12 protein-coding genes are annotated in these 16851 nt (G+C 60.7%); 10 read left to right on the top strand and 2 right to left on the bottom strand.

The window, feature by feature from the left end; translation table 11 throughout:
* Position 1 precedes the first annotated feature (1 nt).
* The 3 genes from U5A67_RS28505 (at position 2) to U5A67_RS28515 (ending at position 5729) form a co-directional block, all read left to right on the top strand.
* Positions 2 to 3166 (top strand): efflux RND transporter permease subunit, encoded by a 3165-nt coding sequence (locus U5A67_RS28505; protein ID WP_321816906.1) that lies wholly within the window; start codon positions 2 to 4, stop codon positions 3164 to 3166.
* Positions 3159 to 4670 carry an efflux transporter outer membrane subunit gene (locus U5A67_RS28510; protein WP_321816907.1) on the top strand — a complete coding sequence of 504 codons (1512 nt, stop codon included), beginning with the start codon at positions 3159 to 3161 and terminating at the stop codon, positions 4668 to 4670. The genes U5A67_RS28505 and U5A67_RS28510 overlap by 8 nt, the downstream gene beginning before the upstream one ends.
* Before the next feature lie 132 nt (positions 4671 to 4802).
* A complete protein-coding gene (locus tag U5A67_RS28515; protein ID WP_205985237.1) occupies positions 4803 to 5729 on the top strand; it encodes a LysR family transcriptional regulator in 927 nt (308 codons plus the stop codon).
* A 6-nt stretch (positions 5730 to 5735) separates the two neighbouring features.
* Here the strand turns inward: U5A67_RS28515 and U5A67_RS28520 are convergent, their stop codons facing one another.
* Complete coding sequence (locus U5A67_RS28520; protein ID WP_321816908.1) at positions 5736 to 6869, bottom strand: polyamine ABC transporter substrate-binding protein; 1134 nt, start codon at positions 6867 to 6869, stop codon at positions 5736 to 5738.
* Positions 6870 to 7170: 301 nt separating this feature from the next.
* On the opposite strand from U5A67_RS28520, the gene U5A67_RS28525 reads away from it, so the two are divergent.
* From U5A67_RS28525 to argE, 5 genes are all read left to right on the top strand, one after another.
* Positions 7171 to 8550, top strand: coding sequence for an aspartate aminotransferase family protein (locus U5A67_RS28525; RefSeq protein ID WP_321816909.1), 1380 nt, complete (start codon positions 7171 to 7173; stop codon positions 8548 to 8550).
* 256 nt (positions 8551 to 8806) lie between these two features.
* Positions 8807 to 10159, top strand: a complete 1353-nt coding sequence (locus U5A67_RS28530; RefSeq protein ID WP_321816910.1) for an NAD(P)/FAD-dependent oxidoreductase — start codon at positions 8807 to 8809, stop codon at positions 10157 to 10159.
* Positions 10160 to 10591 carry a RidA family protein gene (locus U5A67_RS28535; protein WP_321816911.1) on the top strand — a complete coding sequence of 144 codons (432 nt, stop codon included), beginning with the start codon at positions 10160 to 10162 and terminating at the stop codon, positions 10589 to 10591.
* A gap of 20 nt (positions 10592 to 10611) precedes the next feature.
* Positions 10612 to 11289 carry a DUF1028 domain-containing protein gene (locus tag U5A67_RS28540; RefSeq protein ID WP_205985232.1) on the top strand — a complete coding sequence of 226 codons (678 nt, stop codon included), beginning with the start codon at positions 10612 to 10614 and terminating at the stop codon, positions 11287 to 11289.
* Positions 11282 to 12445: an acetylornithine deacetylase gene (gene argE / locus U5A67_RS28545; RefSeq protein WP_321816912.1), complete on the top strand. Its 1164-nt coding sequence runs from the start codon at positions 11282 to 11284 to the stop codon at positions 12443 to 12445. Before U5A67_RS28540 ends, argE begins: the two co-directional genes overlap by 8 nt.
* Before the next feature lie 3 nt (positions 12446 to 12448).
* On the opposite strand, the gene U5A67_RS28550 is transcribed toward argE, so the two are convergent.
* Complete coding sequence (locus U5A67_RS28550; protein ID WP_205985230.1) at positions 12449 to 13369, bottom strand: LysR substrate-binding domain-containing protein; 921 nt, start codon at positions 13367 to 13369, stop codon at positions 12449 to 12451.
* 247 nt (positions 13370 to 13616) lie between these two features.
* On the opposite strand from U5A67_RS28550, the gene U5A67_RS28555 reads away from it, so the two are divergent.
* Positions 13617 to 15110, top strand: coding sequence for an aldehyde dehydrogenase (locus tag U5A67_RS28555; protein WP_321816913.1), 1494 nt, complete (start codon positions 13617 to 13619; stop codon positions 15108 to 15110).
* Positions 15111 to 15237: 127 nt separating this feature from the next.
* Positions 15238 to 16653 (top strand): cytosine permease, encoded by a 1416-nt coding sequence (locus U5A67_RS28560; RefSeq protein WP_321816914.1) that lies wholly within the window; start codon positions 15238 to 15240, stop codon positions 16651 to 16653.
* Positions 16654 to 16851: the final 198 nt, after the last annotated feature.

Raw genomic sequence — 16851 nt, forward strand, 5'->3', positions numbered from 1 at the left:
AATGGCACGATTCTTTATTGACCGGCCGATCTTCGCCTGGGTGATCGCGATCATCCTGATGATGACGGGCGCGGCTTCTATTTTCAACTTGCCGGTGGCGCAGTATCCGACGATCGCGCCGCCTTCCATCCAGATCAGCGCGAGCTATTCGGGCGCTTCGGCAAAGACCGTCGAAGACACCGTAACGCAGGTGATCGAGCAGCAGATGAGCGGTCTCGACCATCTGCTGTACATGTCGTCGACTTCCGACGATTCGGGCGCGGCGACGATCACGCTGACCTTCGCGGCGGGCACCAATCCCGACATCGCGCAGGTGCAGGTGCAGAACAAGCTGCAACTGGCGACGCCGGTGCTGCCGACCGTGGTGCAGGAAGCCGGTATCAAGGTTACGAAGTCCAGCAGCAGCTTCCTGATGGTGATGGCCTTCGTGTCCGCCGACGGCAGCATGGACCGCTACGATCTCGCGAACTACGTGGCCTCGCATATCGAGGACCCGCTTAGCCGCGTGGATGGTGTGGGCACGGTGACGCTGTTCGGCACGCAGTTCTCGATGCGCGTGTGGCTCGACGCCAACAAGCTGAATCAATACGCACTCACGCCTGTCGATGTCGAAACGGCGATCACGAACCAGAACGTCCAGGTGGCGGCCGGTTCGATCGGCGGCACGCCGGCTGTGAAGGGCCAGGCGATGCAGGCGACCATCACGGAAGCGTCGTTCCTTCGGACCCCGGAAGAATTCGGCAATGTGTTGCTGAAGGTGAACCAGGACGGCTCGCAGGTGCGTCTGAGGGATGTGGCGCGTATCGAACTGGGCGGCGAAAACTATAACTTCGACACCAAGTACAACGGTGCGCCGGCAGCCGGCTTCGGTATTCAGCTTGCGACGGGCGCCAATGCGCTGCAGACGGAAAAGCTGGTGCAGGCCAAGCTCGCCGAGCTGTCGAAGAACTTCCCGCACGGTCTGGTCGTGAAGTATCCGTACGACACCACGCCGTTCGTGCGTCTGTCGATCGAGGAAGTGGTCAAGACGCTGCTGGAAGGCATTGTGCTGGTGTTCCTCGTGATGTATCTGTTCCTGCAGAACCTGCGCGCCACGCTGATCCCGACGATCGCAGTGCCGGTGGTGCTGCTGGGCACGTTCGCGATCATGAGCGCGGTGGGCTTCTCGATCAACACGCTGTCGATGTTCGGGCTCGTGCTGGCGATCGGTCTGCTGGTGGACGATGCGATCGTGGTGGTGGAGAACGTCGAACGCGTGATGGTGGAAGAAGGCTTGTCGCCGAAGGAAGCCACACGCAAGGCGATGGGCCAGATTACCGGCGCGCTGGTGGGTGTGGCGCTGGTGCTCTCGGCGGTGTTCGTGCCGGTGGCCTTCTCGGGCGGCTCGGTCGGCGCCATCTATCGTCAGTTCTCGCTGACGATCGTGGCGGCGATGGTGCTGTCCGTGCTGGTCGCGCTGATTCTCACGCCGGCGCTGTGCGCGACCCTTCTGAAGCCGATTCCCAAGGGTCATCACGAAGAGAAGAAGGGTTTCTTCGGCTGGTTCAATCGCACCTTCGACAAGAGCCGCGACAAGTACCACGGCGGCGTCCAGCATGTGATTCGCCGCTCGGGCCGCTGGCTGGTGATCTATCTTGCGGTGATCGTCGGCGTGGGCTTCCTGTTCGTGCGTCTGCCGAAGTCGTTCCTGCCCGATGAGGACCAGGGCACGATGTTCGTGCAGGTGCAGACGCCGCCGGGCTCGACCCAGGAAACCACGGCACGCTCGCTCAAGGCGGTGACCGACTATCTGCTCACGGACGAGAAGAACATCGTCGAATCCGTGTTCACGGTGAACGGCTTCAACTTCGCGGGCCGCGGCCAGAACTCGGGGATGGTCTTCGTGCAGATGAAGGACTTCTCGAAGCGCCGCTCGTCGGACGAAAAGGTCCAGGCGCTGGTGGGCCGCGTGTTCAAGCACTTCGCGAACGACAAGGACGCCACGGTCATTCCGATCAACCCGCCGTCGATTCCTGAACTGGGTACGGCTTCGGGCTTCGACTTCGAACTGACCGACAACGCTTCGCTTGGCCACGAGAAGCTGATGGCCGCGCGGAACCAGCTGCTGGCGATGGCCGCGAAGAATCCGGATCTTGCGCTGGTGCGCCCGAACGGTCTGAGCGACACGCCGCAATACAAGGTCGATATCGATCGCGAGAAGGCCGAAGCCATGGGCGTGGCCGCTTCCGACATCGACGATACGTTCTCGATCGCGTGGGGTTCGAAGTACATCAACAACTTCCTCGATACCGATGGCCGTATCAAACGCGTCTACGTGCAGGCCGATGGCCCGTTCCGTATGAACCCGGACGATCTGGGCCGCTGGTATGTGCGTGGCTCGTCGGGCACGATGGTGCCGTTCACCGCCTTCGCAAAGGGCAAGTGGACGTTCGGTTCGCCCAAGCTCGAACGCTACAACGGTATTTCGTCGCTGGAAATCCAGGGGCAGGCCGCAGCGGGTAAATCGACCGGTCAGGCCATGAGCGCAATGGAACAGATCGCTTCGAAACTGCCGGCAGGGATCGGTTATTCGTGGACGGGTCTGTCGTTCCAGGAAATCCAGTCGGGCAGCCAGGCGCCGTTCCTCTACGCGATTTCGATCATCGTGGTGTTCCTGTGTCTCGCCGCACTGTATGAAAGCTGGTCGATTCCGTTCGCGGTGATTCTGGTGGTGCCGCTCGGTGTGATCGGCGCGCTGCTGGCCGTGACGATGCGAGGGCTCGAAAACGATGTGTTCTTCCAGGTGGGTCTGTTGACGACCGTGGGTCTGTCCGCGAAGAACGCGATTCTGATTGTGGAATTCGCGCGTGAATTGCAGGAGCAGCATGGCATGACCGCTGTTGCGGCGGCGCTGGAAGCGGCGCGTTTGCGACTGCGTCCGATCTTGATGACGTCGATGGCCTTCGTGCTGGGCGTGCTACCGCTGTCGATCAGCAACGGCGCGGGTTCGGCGTCGCAGCATGCGATTGGTACGGGTGTGATCGGCGGTATGTTCACGGCCACGTTCCTCGCCATTTTCATGATTCCGATGTTCTACGTAGTTATTCGTTCGAAATTCGGCTCGTCGAAGCCGGACGAACAAGACAGCGCCGATACGGCGCACGTGCAGGAGGACAGCCATGAATAAGCTCACGTTGAGCGCACTGGCTGCGGCAGTGGTTTGCTTCACTTCGGCGTGTACGCTGGAGCCGCATTACACGCAGCCTGCCGCGCCGGTTTCTGCGGCGTATCCGACCGGTCCGGCTTACGACAGCCAGCCCACGGACGGCGCGCGCAGCGCGCAGGGACACGCGGCGGCCGATATCGGCTGGCGCGACTTCTTCAAGGATCCGCGTCTGCAAAAGCTCATCGAGCTGTCGCTGCAGAACAACCGCGATCTGCGCGTCTCCGTGTTGAAGGTGGCGCAGGCGCGCGCGCAGTACCGCATCGAGCGCGCGAACCTGCTGCCGACGCTTGACGTCAGCGGCACGGGCACCCGCACGCGCACGCCTGCCGATCTGTCTTACTCGGGCCGCGCGACAGTGTCGAGCGACTACGAGGCGGCAGCCGGCGCGTCGTGGGAACTGGACTTCTTCGGCAAGGTGCGTAGCCTGTCTAATCAGGCGCTGCATACCTATCTGTCAACGGCGCAGGCGCGCAAGGCTGCGGAAATCACGCTGGTTTCCGAAGTCGCCGACCAGTACCTGACGATGATCGCCTACGACGACTCGCTCAAGGTCACGAAGGCGACGTTGGATGCCGCGCAGAAGTCGTACGCTCTGACCAAGACCGAGTTCGATACCGGCACGGGTTCGGAGCTTGATCTGCGCGAAGCACAAGGCGTCATGCAGCAGGCGCATGCGAACTACGAAAGCCAGTTGCGTCTGCGTGCGCAGGCTGAAAACGCGCTCGTGCTGCTGGTGGGCGCGCCGTTGCCGGCGGACCTGCCGGCCGGCCTGCCGCTGGATTCGCAGGATCTGCTCGCCGATATTCCCGCCGATCTGCCTAGCACGCTGCTCACGCGCCGCCCCGACATCCTCGAAGCCGAGGAAACGCTCAAGGCCGCCAACGCCAATATTGGCGCGGCGCGCGCGGCGTTTTTCCCGAGCATCAGCCTGACGGGGCAATTCGGCTATGCGAGCGCAAGCCTCGGCTCGCTCTTCAAGCCGGGGCAGCTTGCGTGGGACTTCGGCCCGACGATCACGATGCCGATCTTCGAAGGCGGCGCGAATAAGGCCAGCCTCGACGTGGCGAAGCTCGAAAAGGACGAAGATGTGGCCGCGTACGAAAAGGCCATTCAAACGGCCTTCCGCGAAGTGGCGGACGGGCTGGCCGCGCGCGGCACGTATGACACGCAGATCACCGATCTGCGCGCCTACACCGAGAGCCAGCAGCGCCGCTATACGCTGTCCGATCTGCGCTATCGCAACGGCGTGGACAGCTATCTCACGGTGCTGAGCGCGCAGGATGATCTGTACACGGCGCAGCAGTCGCTGATCAGCGCGAATCTGGACCGGCTGACGAACCTCGTCGATCTGTACCAATACCTGGGCGGCGGCTGGATCGCCAATACCGGCGATAAACCGCGCAACGCCGATTCGGACAGCACGGCGATGCAGACGTCGCAATCGAAAGAGAGCGCCGTTCACTAAGGGCGTCCGTCGAGCGAGGCGGAAAAGCATTCCGATGTGCAGGGCAAGTGTCGTTTCCATGACTTGTCCTGCACGCGGAATTCTGGCGTGATAACACATCGTCATTGCCAACTTCGTCCCATCTCGCTTGATATGGAAAGCCCCCGACTCAACTTCTCCTTGCGTCAACTACGCTACTTCGTGACGGCGGCGGAAACGCTGTCGTTCACGCTGGCGGCGCGGCTGATGCATATCTCGCAGCCTTCCATTTCCAGTGCGATCTCCGAACTCGAAGACGCATTCGGCATTCAACTGTTCATTCGCCATCATGCCGCCGGTCTGTCGCTCACGCAGGCAGGGCGCGAATTGCTCGGCAAAACACGCGATCTATTGAAGAACGCCGAAGAACTCCAGGCCGTTGCGCGCGGGCTCGATACCGGCATGACGGGCACGATTGCGCTCGGCTGCCTGGTTTCGCTGGCGCCGCCGTTGTTATCCGGCTTGATCAGCCGCTTTCTGGCCGATCATGCGGGCATCGCCTTCAAGACGATGGAAGCGCATCAGGATGGTTTGTTCGAAGGGCTGCACGACGGCTCGCTGGATATCGCACTCACGTACGATATCGATCTCACCGATGACATCGACTTTCGGCCGCTGGTGCATTTGCCGCCTTATGTGATCCTTCCTAGCCGCCATCCGCTTGCGCAGCATCGGGCGGTATCGCTGTCGAATCTCATCGACGAACCTTATGTGATGCTCGATCTGCCCCATAGCCGCGAATATTTTTCTTCACTGTTCGATACGGTCGGGCAGCGGCCGGTGCCGGTGTTCCGCTCTTCGCAACCGGAAGTGGTGCGCGGCATGGTGGCGAACGGTCTGGGCTTCAGCATCCTGAACTTCCCGCTCAAATCGACCCAGACGGTCGATGGCGAAGATTTCGTGGTGAAGCGCTTCAAGGAGAAAGTGGTTGCGACTACGCTGGGTATTGCGCAGTCGCGCACCATGAAGCCGCGCGTGGTGGTGCAGCGGTTCGCTGCATTCGCCGAGGAATTGATCAAACGGCAGTACGCGCGGCCCTGACGAATCCTAGTGACCGGTCTTGAGCTGCGCCCAGAGGCGGTTTTCCAGACGCAGGATATCGGCGGGCAAGGCTTTCATCATGGTCATTTTCGCGAGCACATCCGGCGCGGGATAGACGCCGGCGTCATTGGCCACGGAGGCGGTCACGAACGAACGCGCGGCCTTGTTCGGCGTGGGGTAGAACACCTCGTTCGTGATTCCCGCGTTCACTTTCGGGTCCTCGATATAGTTGATCCAGGCGAGCGCGGCTTCGGGATGCGGAGCGTCCTTGGGAATGCCCATGATGTCGAACCAGATCAGCCCGCCTTCCTTCGCATTCGAGAACCTGATTTCATAGCTGCGTTTGGCATCCACGGCGCGGCGATGCGCAATGCCGATATCGCCGGACCAGCCAAACGCCACGCAGATATCGTTATTCGCAAGGTCGTTGATATATCCGGACGAATTGAATTGCGTGATATACGGGCGGACTTTCTTGAGCGTTTCATACGCCGCCTGATAATCGCCGGGGTTGGTGCTGTTGGGGTCTTTGTGCATATATTGCAGCGTGGCCGCGAACACATCGACGGCCTGGTCCAGGAATGACACGCCGCAACTCTTCAGTTTCGACATATTTTCCGGGTCGAACACCAGCGCCCAACTGTCGACGGGCGCGTTGCCGCCGAGCGCCTTCTGCACGGCCTGCACGTTGTAGCCCATGCCATCCGTGCCGTAGGCATACGGCGCGCCGTACTGATTGCCGGGATCGGCCTGCGCAATGATTTTCATGAGTGCAGGATCGAGATTCGCCAGATTGGGCAATTTCGATTTGTCGAGCTTCTGGTAGATGCCCGCTGGAATCTGCCGCGCCATGTAATTAGATGTTGGCACAACGATATCGTAGCCGGAGCTGCCGGCAAGCAGCTTGGCCTGCAAGGTATCGTCGCCGTCGTAGTTATCGTATTTGACCTTGATGCCCGTTTGTTTTTCGAAATCGGGAATGGTGTCCTTGCCAATATAGTCGGACCAGTTATAGACGTTCAACTGCGTTTCAGCCGCCCTGGCGGGCGCGCTGGTCAGACTTCCCGTGCTGGCGAGCGCCGCAAGCGAAGCCAGGGCAATCGAAGGACGCACAAACTGCCGGATACGATCGATGCGCATGAATGTCTCTCTATGAATGAGGATTGGCCATAAGGGCTGCGACGAACGACGGCTGAATCCTGGCACGCGAAGAGCGGGAGAAAAAAATAGTTTATCTAGGTCATGTACAGGTTTTTTCTATGCGATGCGCCATGGAACTGGCATCGACAAATTCTATGCAATAGCCAGAAATTGCATTCTTTACCTTGTTATTTTGTCGAGGGAGAGTGAGCCGAACTGGTGTTCGTTTTTGTCGCGGACACCGAGGGTATTCACCAGGCGTAACGGTGCTCAATAGAAGTCCGATTCTGGAACCAGAACCATGAATACACGCGATCTCCCCCAGCGCAGTACCCGTGACTATCAACAGAGCGATGCCGCGCATCATCTGCATGCGTTCGTCGACCAGAAGGCGCTGAACGCGGAAGGGCCACGCGTTATGGTGCGCGGCGAGGGTGTGCATCTCTGGGACAACGACGGCAATCGCTACCTCGACGGCATGTCGGGCTTGTGGTGCACGAACGTCGGTTATGGACGCAAGGAACTGGTCGATGCCGCCGCGCGGCAGATGAAAGAACTGTCTTACTACAACATGTTCTTTCACACCACGCATCCTTCGGTGATCGAACTGTCCGAGAGGCTGTTTTCGCTGCTGGGCGGCCATTTCAGCCATGTCGTTTATACGAACTCCGGTTCCGAATCGAATGAAGTGCTGATCCGCACGGTGCGCCGCTTCTGGGACGTAATGGGCAAGCCGGAAAAGAAGGTGCTGATTGGCCGCGTGAATGGCTATCACGGCTCGACGGTCGGCAGTGCGTCGCTGGGCGGTATGGCGTTCATGCACGAAATGGGCGATCTGCCGATCCCCAATATCACGCATGTCGATGAACCGTACTGGTACGCCAATGGCGGCGATCTCACGCCGGAAGCATTCGGCCTGAAAGCCGCACAATCGCTCGAGTGCAAGATTCTCGAACTGGGCGCGGACCGCGTTGGCGCCTTCGTTGCCGAACCGTTCCAGGGCGCGGGCGGCATGATTTTCCCGCCCGACGGTTATTGGCAAGAGATCGAGCGCATCTGCCGCAAATACGATGTGCTGCTGTGTGTCGATGAAGTGATCGGCGGCTTTGGCCGCACCGGCGAATGGTTCGCGCATCGGCACTTTGGCTTCGAACCGGATTTGATCTGTATCGCCAAGGGTTTGACATCGGGCTACGTGCCGATGGGCGGGCTCATCATGAGCCGCCGCGTTGGCGAGGCGCTGGTCGAACGCGGCGGCGTTTATGCACACGGTCTCACGTATTCGGGGCACCCGGTTGCCGCAGCGGTGGCGCTGGCGAATCTGGATGTGCTCGATCGCGGCGGGCTGGTCGAGCGCACGAAGACAGATATCGGCCCGTATCTGCAGAAAGCGCTACGCGAAGCCTTTGCCGGCCATCCGTTAATCGGCGAAGTGCAGGGCGTGGGGGCCGTTGCCGCGATCCAGCTTGCGAAGAACAAGAGCACGCGCGAGCGCTTCGCCAACGAAGCGGAATTGACGTGGCATAGCCGTTCCGTGGGTTTCGATCTAGGCGTGATCGTGCGTTCGACCAACGGTCGTTTGATCGTCGCGCCGCCGCTCGTGATCGACCACGCGCAAATCGACGAATTGGTGGACAAGATGCGCCAGGCGGTAGACGCGACCGCTGGAACCCTGCTGTAAAGCGTTGGAACTACAACGCCCGCTTCGTTCCCATTCGGGAGCGAGCGGGCGTTTTTTTATTGACCGCAATACAGCCAAAAAAGCGCAGAGGAATTTTTTTGCTAGGCAGGAACGACAAAAATCATCGTTTCGCAATTCCTCGACTCTGAACAGAATAGACACAACCAAACCCAACCGAACCCCCACACAGGGTCGCACAGGCGGTGCGTTTTCTGGTTTGTTGCCAACTCAGGCCGCCTTGCATAAGGAAACCGCAATGACAATCGAAACCGTTGATACGCTCGTCGTCGGCGCCGGGCAGGCCGGCGTGGCAATGAGCGAGCACCTGGGCAAGCTGGGTGTGCCGCATCTCGTGCTGGAGCGCGAGCGCATCGCCGAGCGCTGGAGAACCGGCCGCTGGGATTCGCTGGTCGCGAACGGTCCTGCATGGCACGACCGTTTTCCGGGCCTGGAATTCGACGATCTCGACCCTGACGCTTTTGCCTCGAAAGATCGCGTGGCCGATTATTTCGAAGCCTACGCAAAGCAGTTCAATGCGCCGATCCGCACGGGTGTGGACGTCACAAAAGTGGTGCGCAATGCAGGCCGCCCCGGCTTCACGGTCGAAACGAGCCGCGGCGTGATCGAAGCGCAACGTGTGGTGGTCGCCACCGGCCCGTTCCAGCGCCCGGTGATTCCGCCGATCGCGCCCAAAAATGCCGCCGGTCTCGTGCAGATTCACTCGGCCGATTATCGCAATCCGCAGCAATTGCCCGAAGGCGCCGTGCTGGTGGTGGGCGCGGGTTCGTCGGGCGTGCAGATTGCCGAAGAATTGATGCGTGCGGGCAAGCGTGTTTATCTCTCCGTGGGTCCGCACGATCGCCCGCCGCGCGCGTATCGCAATCGCGACTTCTGCTGGTGGTTGGGCGTGCTCGGTCTCTGGGATCTGGAAACTGCCGTGCCGGGCCGCGAACACGTGACGATTGCTGTGAGCGGCGCGCGTGGTGGCCATACCGTCAATTTCCGCAAACTCGCGCATGCGGGCATGACGCTGGTGGGGCTGACCCAGTCGTTCAACGACGGCGTGGTGAAATTCGAAAGCGATCTCGCGACCAATCTCGCGAATGGCGACGCCAACTATCTCTCGCTGCTCGACGCCGCTGACGCCTATGTCGTGGGCAACGGTCTCGATCTGCCCGAAGAACCCGAAGCGCGCGCGGTCGTGCCCGACCCGGAGTGCGTCACGCAACCGCTCCTCGAACTCGACCTGAAAAAGGCCGGTGTGAGTTCGATCGTCTGGGCCACCGGTTACGCAAACGACTATGGCTGGCTGCAGGTCAACGCCTTCGACGAGAAAGGCAAGCCGAAGCATCAGCGCGGCGTATCGAGCGAGCCGGGCGTCTATTTCGTGGGCCTGCCGTGGCTCTCGCGCCGTGGCTCGTCCTTCATCTGGGGCGTGTGGCACGACGCGAAGCATGTCGCCGGCCATATCGCCACGCAGGCTCAATACCTCGACTATCGCGACGCGACGCAACGCGCGCAAAGCACTCAATCCGCCAGTGTGGAAGCGAACATCGACGCTCGCGAAGAAACCCGTAACGAATCGAATAACGCAATCGGAGTCATTTAAATGCCCACGCATACCCGCATCCGCATGTTCAATACCAAGGATACTTATCCGAACCAGACGCTCGACAACGATCTTTGCCAGGCCGTTCGCGCCGGCAATACGGTGTACGTGCGCGGCCAGGTAGGTACGGATTTCGACGGCAAGCTCGTGGGGCTGGGCGACCCGCGTGCGCAGGCCGAGCAGGCCATGAAGAACGTCAAGCAACTGCTCGAAGAAGCGGGCAGCGACCTGAGCCATATCGTCAAGACCACGACGTATCTGATCGACCCGCGTTATCGCGAGCCGGTTTATCAGGAAGTGGGCAAATGGCTCAAGGGCGTGTTTCCGATTTCGACGGGCCTCGTGGTCTCGGCGCTCGGTCAGCCGCAATGGTTGATGGAAATCGACGTGATCGCCGTGGTGCCGGACGGCCGGACGCCGCCGCAAGCCTGAAAACAAGGGAGAAACGTGCCATGACATTCTCGATTGTCGGCCGCTGCGCCGAAACCGGTCAGCTCGGCATTGCCATCAGTTCGTCGAGCATTGCAGTGGGGGCGCGTTGTCCCTGGGCACGCGCAGGCGTGGGCGTCGTGGCGACGCAAAACGTCACGCTGCCCGCACTCGGCCCGCAGGTGCTGGATCTGCTGGAGCACGATCAGCTCGAACCCGCAGCCGCGCTGGACCGCGCATTGAATTCGAATGGCTGGAGTCAGTATCGCCAGGTGACGGTGATCGACGCGCAGGGGCGCACGGCGTTTTTCAGCGGCAAGGAAGCGCTGGGCATTTATCACGCGGCGGCAGGCGAGCAGTGCGTGGCCGCGGGCAATATGCTCGCGGGACAACACGTGATCGATACGATGGTGCAGGCGTTCGAAAACACGCCGGGCGCGCTCGCCGATCGTTTGCTGGCTGCCATGCACGCTGCGATGGCGGCGGGCGGGGAAGCCGGACCGGTGCATTCGGCGGCGCTGAAAATCGTCGACGACCATACCTGGCCGGTGGTCGATCTGCGCGTCGATTGGGCCGATAACGATCCGCTCGGCGAGCTGGACGGTCTTTGGCAGGCGTATCGTCCGCAGATGCAGGACTATCTGACCCGCGCGCTGAATCCGACTGCCGCGCCAAGCTATGGAGTCCCAGGCGATGAATGAACGCAGCAGTCGCAAGCTGCTGGAGCGGTTGATCGGTTTCGCAACCGTCAGCCGCGAATCGAATCTCGAACTGATTGCGTTTATCGAGCGCTATCTGGCGGAATTCGGCATTCGCAGCGAGCTTTTCTATAACGCGGAGCGCACCAAGGCAAATCTGTTCGCGACGATTGGTCCGTGCGATCGCGGCGGCGTGGTGCTCTCCGGGCATACGGACGTGGTTCCCGTGGACGGCCAGGCGTGGACGGTCGAACCGTTCCGCCTCACGGAGCGCGACGGGCGTCTGTATGGACGCGGCACGGCGGATATGAAAGGCTTTATCGCCTCGGTGCTGGCAGCCGTGCCGGAATTCATTGCCGCCGATCTGAAAACGCCCATCCATCTGGCGTTTTCCTATGACGAAGAAGTGGGTTGTCTGGGTGTGCGCCCGATGCTCGAAGAACTGGCGAAACGCCCGCACAAGCCGCTCCTTTGCCTGATCGGCGAACCTACGGAGCTCAAGCCGGTGCTCGGTCACAAGGGCAAGCTGGCAATGCGTTGCTGCGTGAAAGGCGCGGCGTGTCATTCCGCTTATGCACCTTATGGCGTCAACGCGATTCAATATGCAGCGCGTCTGATTGGTCAACTCGACGAAATCGGCGCGCGTCTGGCCAGCCCGGAACATCGCGACGAACGTTTCGATCCGCCTTATTCCACAGTGCAAACCGGTGTCGTCAAAGGCGGGCGCGCGCTCAATATCGTGCCGGCGGAATGCGAATTCGATTTCGAAGTGCGTGCATTACCGGGTTTCGAGGCTCAGTCGGTAGCCGACGAACTCGCGCAATACGCGCAGGCGCAATTGCTGCCCGCCATGCGCGCCGTGCAGCCCGATACCGATATCCAATGGCAATCGCTCGGTGCCTATCCGGGACTGGCGACGCCGCCCGAAAGCGAAGCGGCGCGCCTGCTCGCGCATATCAGCGGATCGACGGATTTCGGTACGGTGGCGTTCGGCACGGAAGGCGGCCTGTACGAACAGGCAGGCATACCGACCGTGGTGTGCGGCCCCGGCAGCATGGACCAGGGCCACAAGCCCGACGAATTCGTGAGCGAAGCACAGCTTGCGGATTGCGATGCCATGCTCGTGCGTCTCGCGCAATATCTCGCGCGAGCGGAGTGAGTTTCAAATCGACGCCTCGTGCAGATTCGCGAGGTGTTCGCGGCAGAAGTCCACGAACAGTTGCGCGGGCTTGGTCAGTTGACCGCGTTTGAGCCGCGCGCTCACGAGACCGGAGGTGGCCACGGGTTCGGTGATATCGATCGTGACCACCTTTTTGCCGTCGTAAGTGCATTCGGAATGCGGGCGCGTGACCAGCAGCGAAAAGCCGAAGCCCTGGCCCACCATGCCGCGCACCATTTCGATCGAAGGCGAGCCGAACACGATATTGGGCGTGAGGCCAAGATCGTGAAAGAGGCTCACGAAATAGGTACGGCTGGGCTGCACGTCGAGCAGAATCATCGGCTCGGCGCAAAGATCGCGCAGCGATACGTGCGATTGACTCGCGAAGCGGTGGTTTTCCGGCAGCAGCACATAAGGCTTTTGCGGCGGCATCAGCGGCTCGGTGGCGATGGTGCCGTCGAGTTCGTGATCGTAGAGAAAGGCGACGTCGAAGGTGCCTGCAGTGAGTCCCTGAACCAGTTCCTGCTGTTCGCCGTCGCGAATGCGGATATTGACGCCGGGATAGCGTTCGCGGAAACCCGCAATCAGTTGCGGCAGATAGAGCGGCGCCACCGTTTCGAAGCAGCCGATATCGATCTGGCCGGTGATGACGTCATTGTCGGCCAGCGCGTTCTGTTCGAATTCGTGCGCCATGCGCAGCAGTTCCTGCGCCTTGCGATAGAAGCGCGTGCCGCCCGGCGTGAGCGACACGCCCTGGGCGTGGTGCCGGATGAACAGCTTGACGTTGAAGCTTTCTTCCAGTGCCTTGATGGCGCTGGAAATGGACGGCTGGGCAATATGAAGCTGGCGCGACGCCTCGGCCACGCTGCCGGCTTCAACGGTTGTCACGAAGTACTTGAGTTGTCGCAATGTATAGAAAGCCACTTGCACCTCTGATGCAGGGCCGCAGGCACGGAGGTGCGCGGCACGTTTTACCGGTTTTTCAGGCGTTTTTCGACATTACCTTACCCTGGAAGCGCGTGCGGAAGAAAACTGCATTGCATAGTTTTATCGTATGACTCGAAAATATTTTTATTAATTTGTCTTTGACGCGAAATATCGCACCATCGACTCAAACCCTTGCTTTTCACTATCAACATGGGCTGCCCGGGCGGCCCCTCTGGAGACCCGCATGTTTGATCTCGGCTACTGGCAGCGTCGCGCTGCGGAGCAGGTGTTCATCGACCAGGCCCTGATTGGCGGGCGGCGCGTGGCCGCGCTGTCCGGTGCGACGTTCGACGCCGTCAATCCGGCCACGAACCGCCTGTTGGCGCGCGTGGCCGCCTGCGATACGGCAGATGTCAATCTGGCCGTGCGTGCCGCACGCGAAGCCTTCGACAAGGGCACGTGGTCGCGCGCGCCAGCGGTCGAGCGCAAGAAAGTGCTGCTGCGCCTGGCCGAATTGATGCTCGCCAATCGCGAGGAACTGGCATTGCTCGATTCGCTCAATATGGGCAAGCCAGTCGCCGATGCGTGGAATATCGATGTGCCGGGCGCGGCCCATGTGTTTGCGTGGTACGGCGAATCACTCGACAAACTCTATGACCAGGTCGCGCCCACCGCGCCGAATGCGTTCGCGACGATCACGCGCGAAGCGCTGGGCGTGGTCGCGGCAGTCGTGCCGTGGAATTTCCCGCTCGACATGGCCGCGTGGAAACTCGCACCCGCGCTGGCCGCAGGCAATAGCGTGGTGCTCAAGCCCGCGGAGCAATCGCCGTTTTCCGCGCTGCGCCTCGCCGAACTCGCGCTGGAAGCGGGCCTGCCCGAAGGCGTGCTCAATGTCGTGCCGGGGCTGGGCGAGCAGGCCGGGCGTGCGCTCGGTCTGCATCCGGATGTTGATTGCCTCGTGTTTACCGGCTCGACCGAAGTCGGCAAATACTTCATGCGCTATTCGGCCGATTCGAATCTCAAGCAGGTCTGGCTCGAATGCGGCGGCAAGAGCCCGAATCTGATCTTCGAAGATTGCGCCGATCTCGATCTGGCCGCGGAAAAAGCCGCGTTCGGCATCTTCTTCAATCAGGGCGAAGTGTGCTCGGCCAATTCGCGGCTTTATGTGCAGCGCTCGATTCAGGAGGAGTTTGTCGAGCGCCTGCTTGCAAAGGCGCGCGACTGGATGCCAGGCGATCCGCTCGATCCGGCCAGCCGCGCGGGTGCCATCGTCGATGCGGGGCAGACCGCGCGCATCATGCGCGCCATCGATCAGGCCCAGCTTGACGGCGCGCGCCTGCTCAAGGGCGGCAAGCGTCTGAACATCAACGGCTCGGACAATTTCGTCGAGCCGACCGTCTTCGCCGGTGTGAACAACGACATGCCGATCGCACGCGAGGAAGTATTCGGCCCCGTGCTGGCGATCAGCACGTTCGACACCGAAGAAGAAGCGCTGCGTCTCGCGAACGACAGCGTGTATGGTTTGGCGGCTTCGCTGTGGACCGATAACCTGAATCGCGCGCATCGCGTGGCGCGTGCGCTAAAGGCTGGCACGGTGTCGGTGAATACCGTCGATGCGCTGGACGTGACGGTGCCGTTCGGCGGCGGCAGGCAATCGGGCTTCGGCCGCGATCTCTCGCTGCATTCGTTCGACAAGTACACGCAATTGAAGACCACCTGGATTCAATTGCGCGGATAAGGCGTATCGGACTGGCCGCAACCGGAGCACGCGGCCAGTCTGCTCGATGGAAAGAGGCAGTGCAAGCGATGCATTGAATCAGTAATCCGAAATAATTAGTTCTTGAAACCAGGCAGGAGACAGTATCGTGGCCAGTACGGATAGCAGCAACGCGCAATTGATCGAGAAACACACTATTGGCTATGTGCCGCCCGCAGATCGTCACGGCAAGGTCCGCGATCTTTTTACGCTCTGGTTCGGCGGCAATATCGCGCCGCTGCCAATCGTCACCGGCGCGCTGGGCGTGCAGATGTTCCATCTGAATCTGTTCTGGGGAATCGTGGCGATCGTCTTGGGGCAGGCGTTGGGCGGCGTGCTGATGGCGCTGCATTCGGCCCAGGGCCCGCAAATGGGCATTCCGCAGATGATTCAAAGCCGTGCGCAGTTCGGTTCATGGGGCGCGCTGCTCGTGACGGTGATTGCGGGCGTGATGTACGTGGGCTTTTTTGCATCGAATATCGTGCTGGCCGGCAAGTCCTTGCACGGCATCCAGGCATCGATTTCTGTACCGGTCGGGATTGTGATTGGGGCAGTGGGGTCGGGGCTCATCGGCATTATTGGTTATCGCTTCATCCACTTTCTGAACCGCATTGGCACGTGGGTATTGGGTATCGGTATTGCCATCGGCTTTGGCTATATCTTCACGCACGTGTCCACGGACGATTTCCTCACGCGCGGCGGCTTCAATTTCGCGGGCTGGCTCGCAACGGTATCGCTTTCGGCGCTGTGGCAAATTGCATTCGCGCCTTATGTTTCTGACTATTCGCGCTATCTGCCGGAAAACGTGCGCGTGTCGTCCACGTTCTGGGCGACGTGGCTCGGTTGCACGATCGGCTCCACGCTCGCGTTCGTGTTTGGCGCCGTGGCGGTGCTCGCCGTGCCGCCGGGTGCCGACGCAATGGACGCCGTCAAACTGGCGACCGGCCCGCTCGGGCTGCCGATGCTGGTGCTGTTTCTGCTCAGCGTGATCAGCCATAACGCGCTGAATCTCTATGGCGCTGTGCTCGCGACCATCACGTCCGTGCAGACCTTTGCGAGCCGCTGGATTCCCACGGCTAATGCCCGCGCGGTATTTTCGGTGGTGATTCTAGCATCGTGCTGCTACGCAGCGATTGGCGCATCGACGAATTTCGTCGGCAATCTCGTCGATCTCGTGCTGGCTTTGCTTGTAGTGCTGGTGCCGTGGACGGCAATCAACTTGATCGATTTTTATGTCGTGCACAAAGGCAAATACGACATCGCATCGATATTCAAAGCCGATGGCGGCATTTACGGCCGATTCAATCCGCAGGCGCTGATCGCCTATGCCGTCGGTATTGCAGTGCAGATCCCGTTCATGAATACGCCGATGTACACGGGGCCAGTACCCAAATATCTGGACGGCGCCGATCTTTCCTGGCTGATTGGATTGCTGCTGACGTCGCCGCTCTATTACTGGCTGGCCACGCGCGATACGGCTTATCGCCGCCGCGTCGAAGCAGGGGCAAGCGCTGCTTTGCGGTGAATTTCCCAATCCTTTAGAAGCGCATTTTCCGATGACGCCGCTCCCCAAACGAGCGGCGTTTTTCGTTTGCGCCTGGCACCGAAAATAATTCCAGCGAGGTATGGTGCATCGCAGTATTCGCGCCTCGTCACGGGAACTCCATACCCTAAAGGTATGGAAACCGGTGTTTAAAAGTATTGGACGCTCTATCCAGGCGGG

Source organism: Paraburkholderia sp. J69-1 (assembly GCF_905220255.1).
Taxonomy (GTDB): Bacteria; Pseudomonadota; Gammaproteobacteria; order Burkholderiales; family Burkholderiaceae; genus Paraburkholderia.

What these genes read in the sequence shown, in the direction of transcription:
- U5A67_RS28505 (WP_321816906.1), top strand. Translation starts at nt 2, where the DNA reads ATGGCACGATTCTTTATTGACCGGCCGATCTTCGCCTGGGTGATCGCG.
- U5A67_RS28510 (WP_321816907.1), top strand. Translation starts at nt 3,159, where the DNA reads ATGAATAAGCTCACGTTGAGCGCACTGGCTGCGGCAGTGGTTTGCTTC.
- U5A67_RS28515 (WP_205985237.1), top strand. Translation starts at nt 4,803, where the DNA reads ATGGAAAGCCCCCGACTCAACTTCTCCTTGCGTCAACTACGCTACTTC.
- U5A67_RS28520 (WP_321816908.1), bottom strand. Translation starts at nt 6,869, where the DNA reads ATGCGCATCGATCGTATCCGGCAGTTTGTGCGTCCTTCGATTGCCCTG.
- U5A67_RS28525 (WP_321816909.1), top strand. Translation starts at nt 7,171, where the DNA reads ATGAATACACGCGATCTCCCCCAGCGCAGTACCCGTGACTATCAACAG.
- U5A67_RS28530 (WP_321816910.1), top strand. Translation starts at nt 8,807, where the DNA reads ATGACAATCGAAACCGTTGATACGCTCGTCGTCGGCGCCGGGCAGGCC.
- U5A67_RS28535 (WP_321816911.1), top strand. Translation starts at nt 10,160, where the DNA reads ATGCCCACGCATACCCGCATCCGCATGTTCAATACCAAGGATACTTAT.
- U5A67_RS28540 (WP_205985232.1), top strand. Translation starts at nt 10,612, where the DNA reads ATGACATTCTCGATTGTCGGCCGCTGCGCCGAAACCGGTCAGCTCGGC.
- argE (WP_321816912.1), top strand. Translation starts at nt 11,282, where the DNA reads ATGAATGAACGCAGCAGTCGCAAGCTGCTGGAGCGGTTGATCGGTTTC.
- U5A67_RS28555 (WP_321816913.1), top strand. Translation starts at nt 13,617, where the DNA reads ATGTTTGATCTCGGCTACTGGCAGCGTCGCGCTGCGGAGCAGGTGTTC.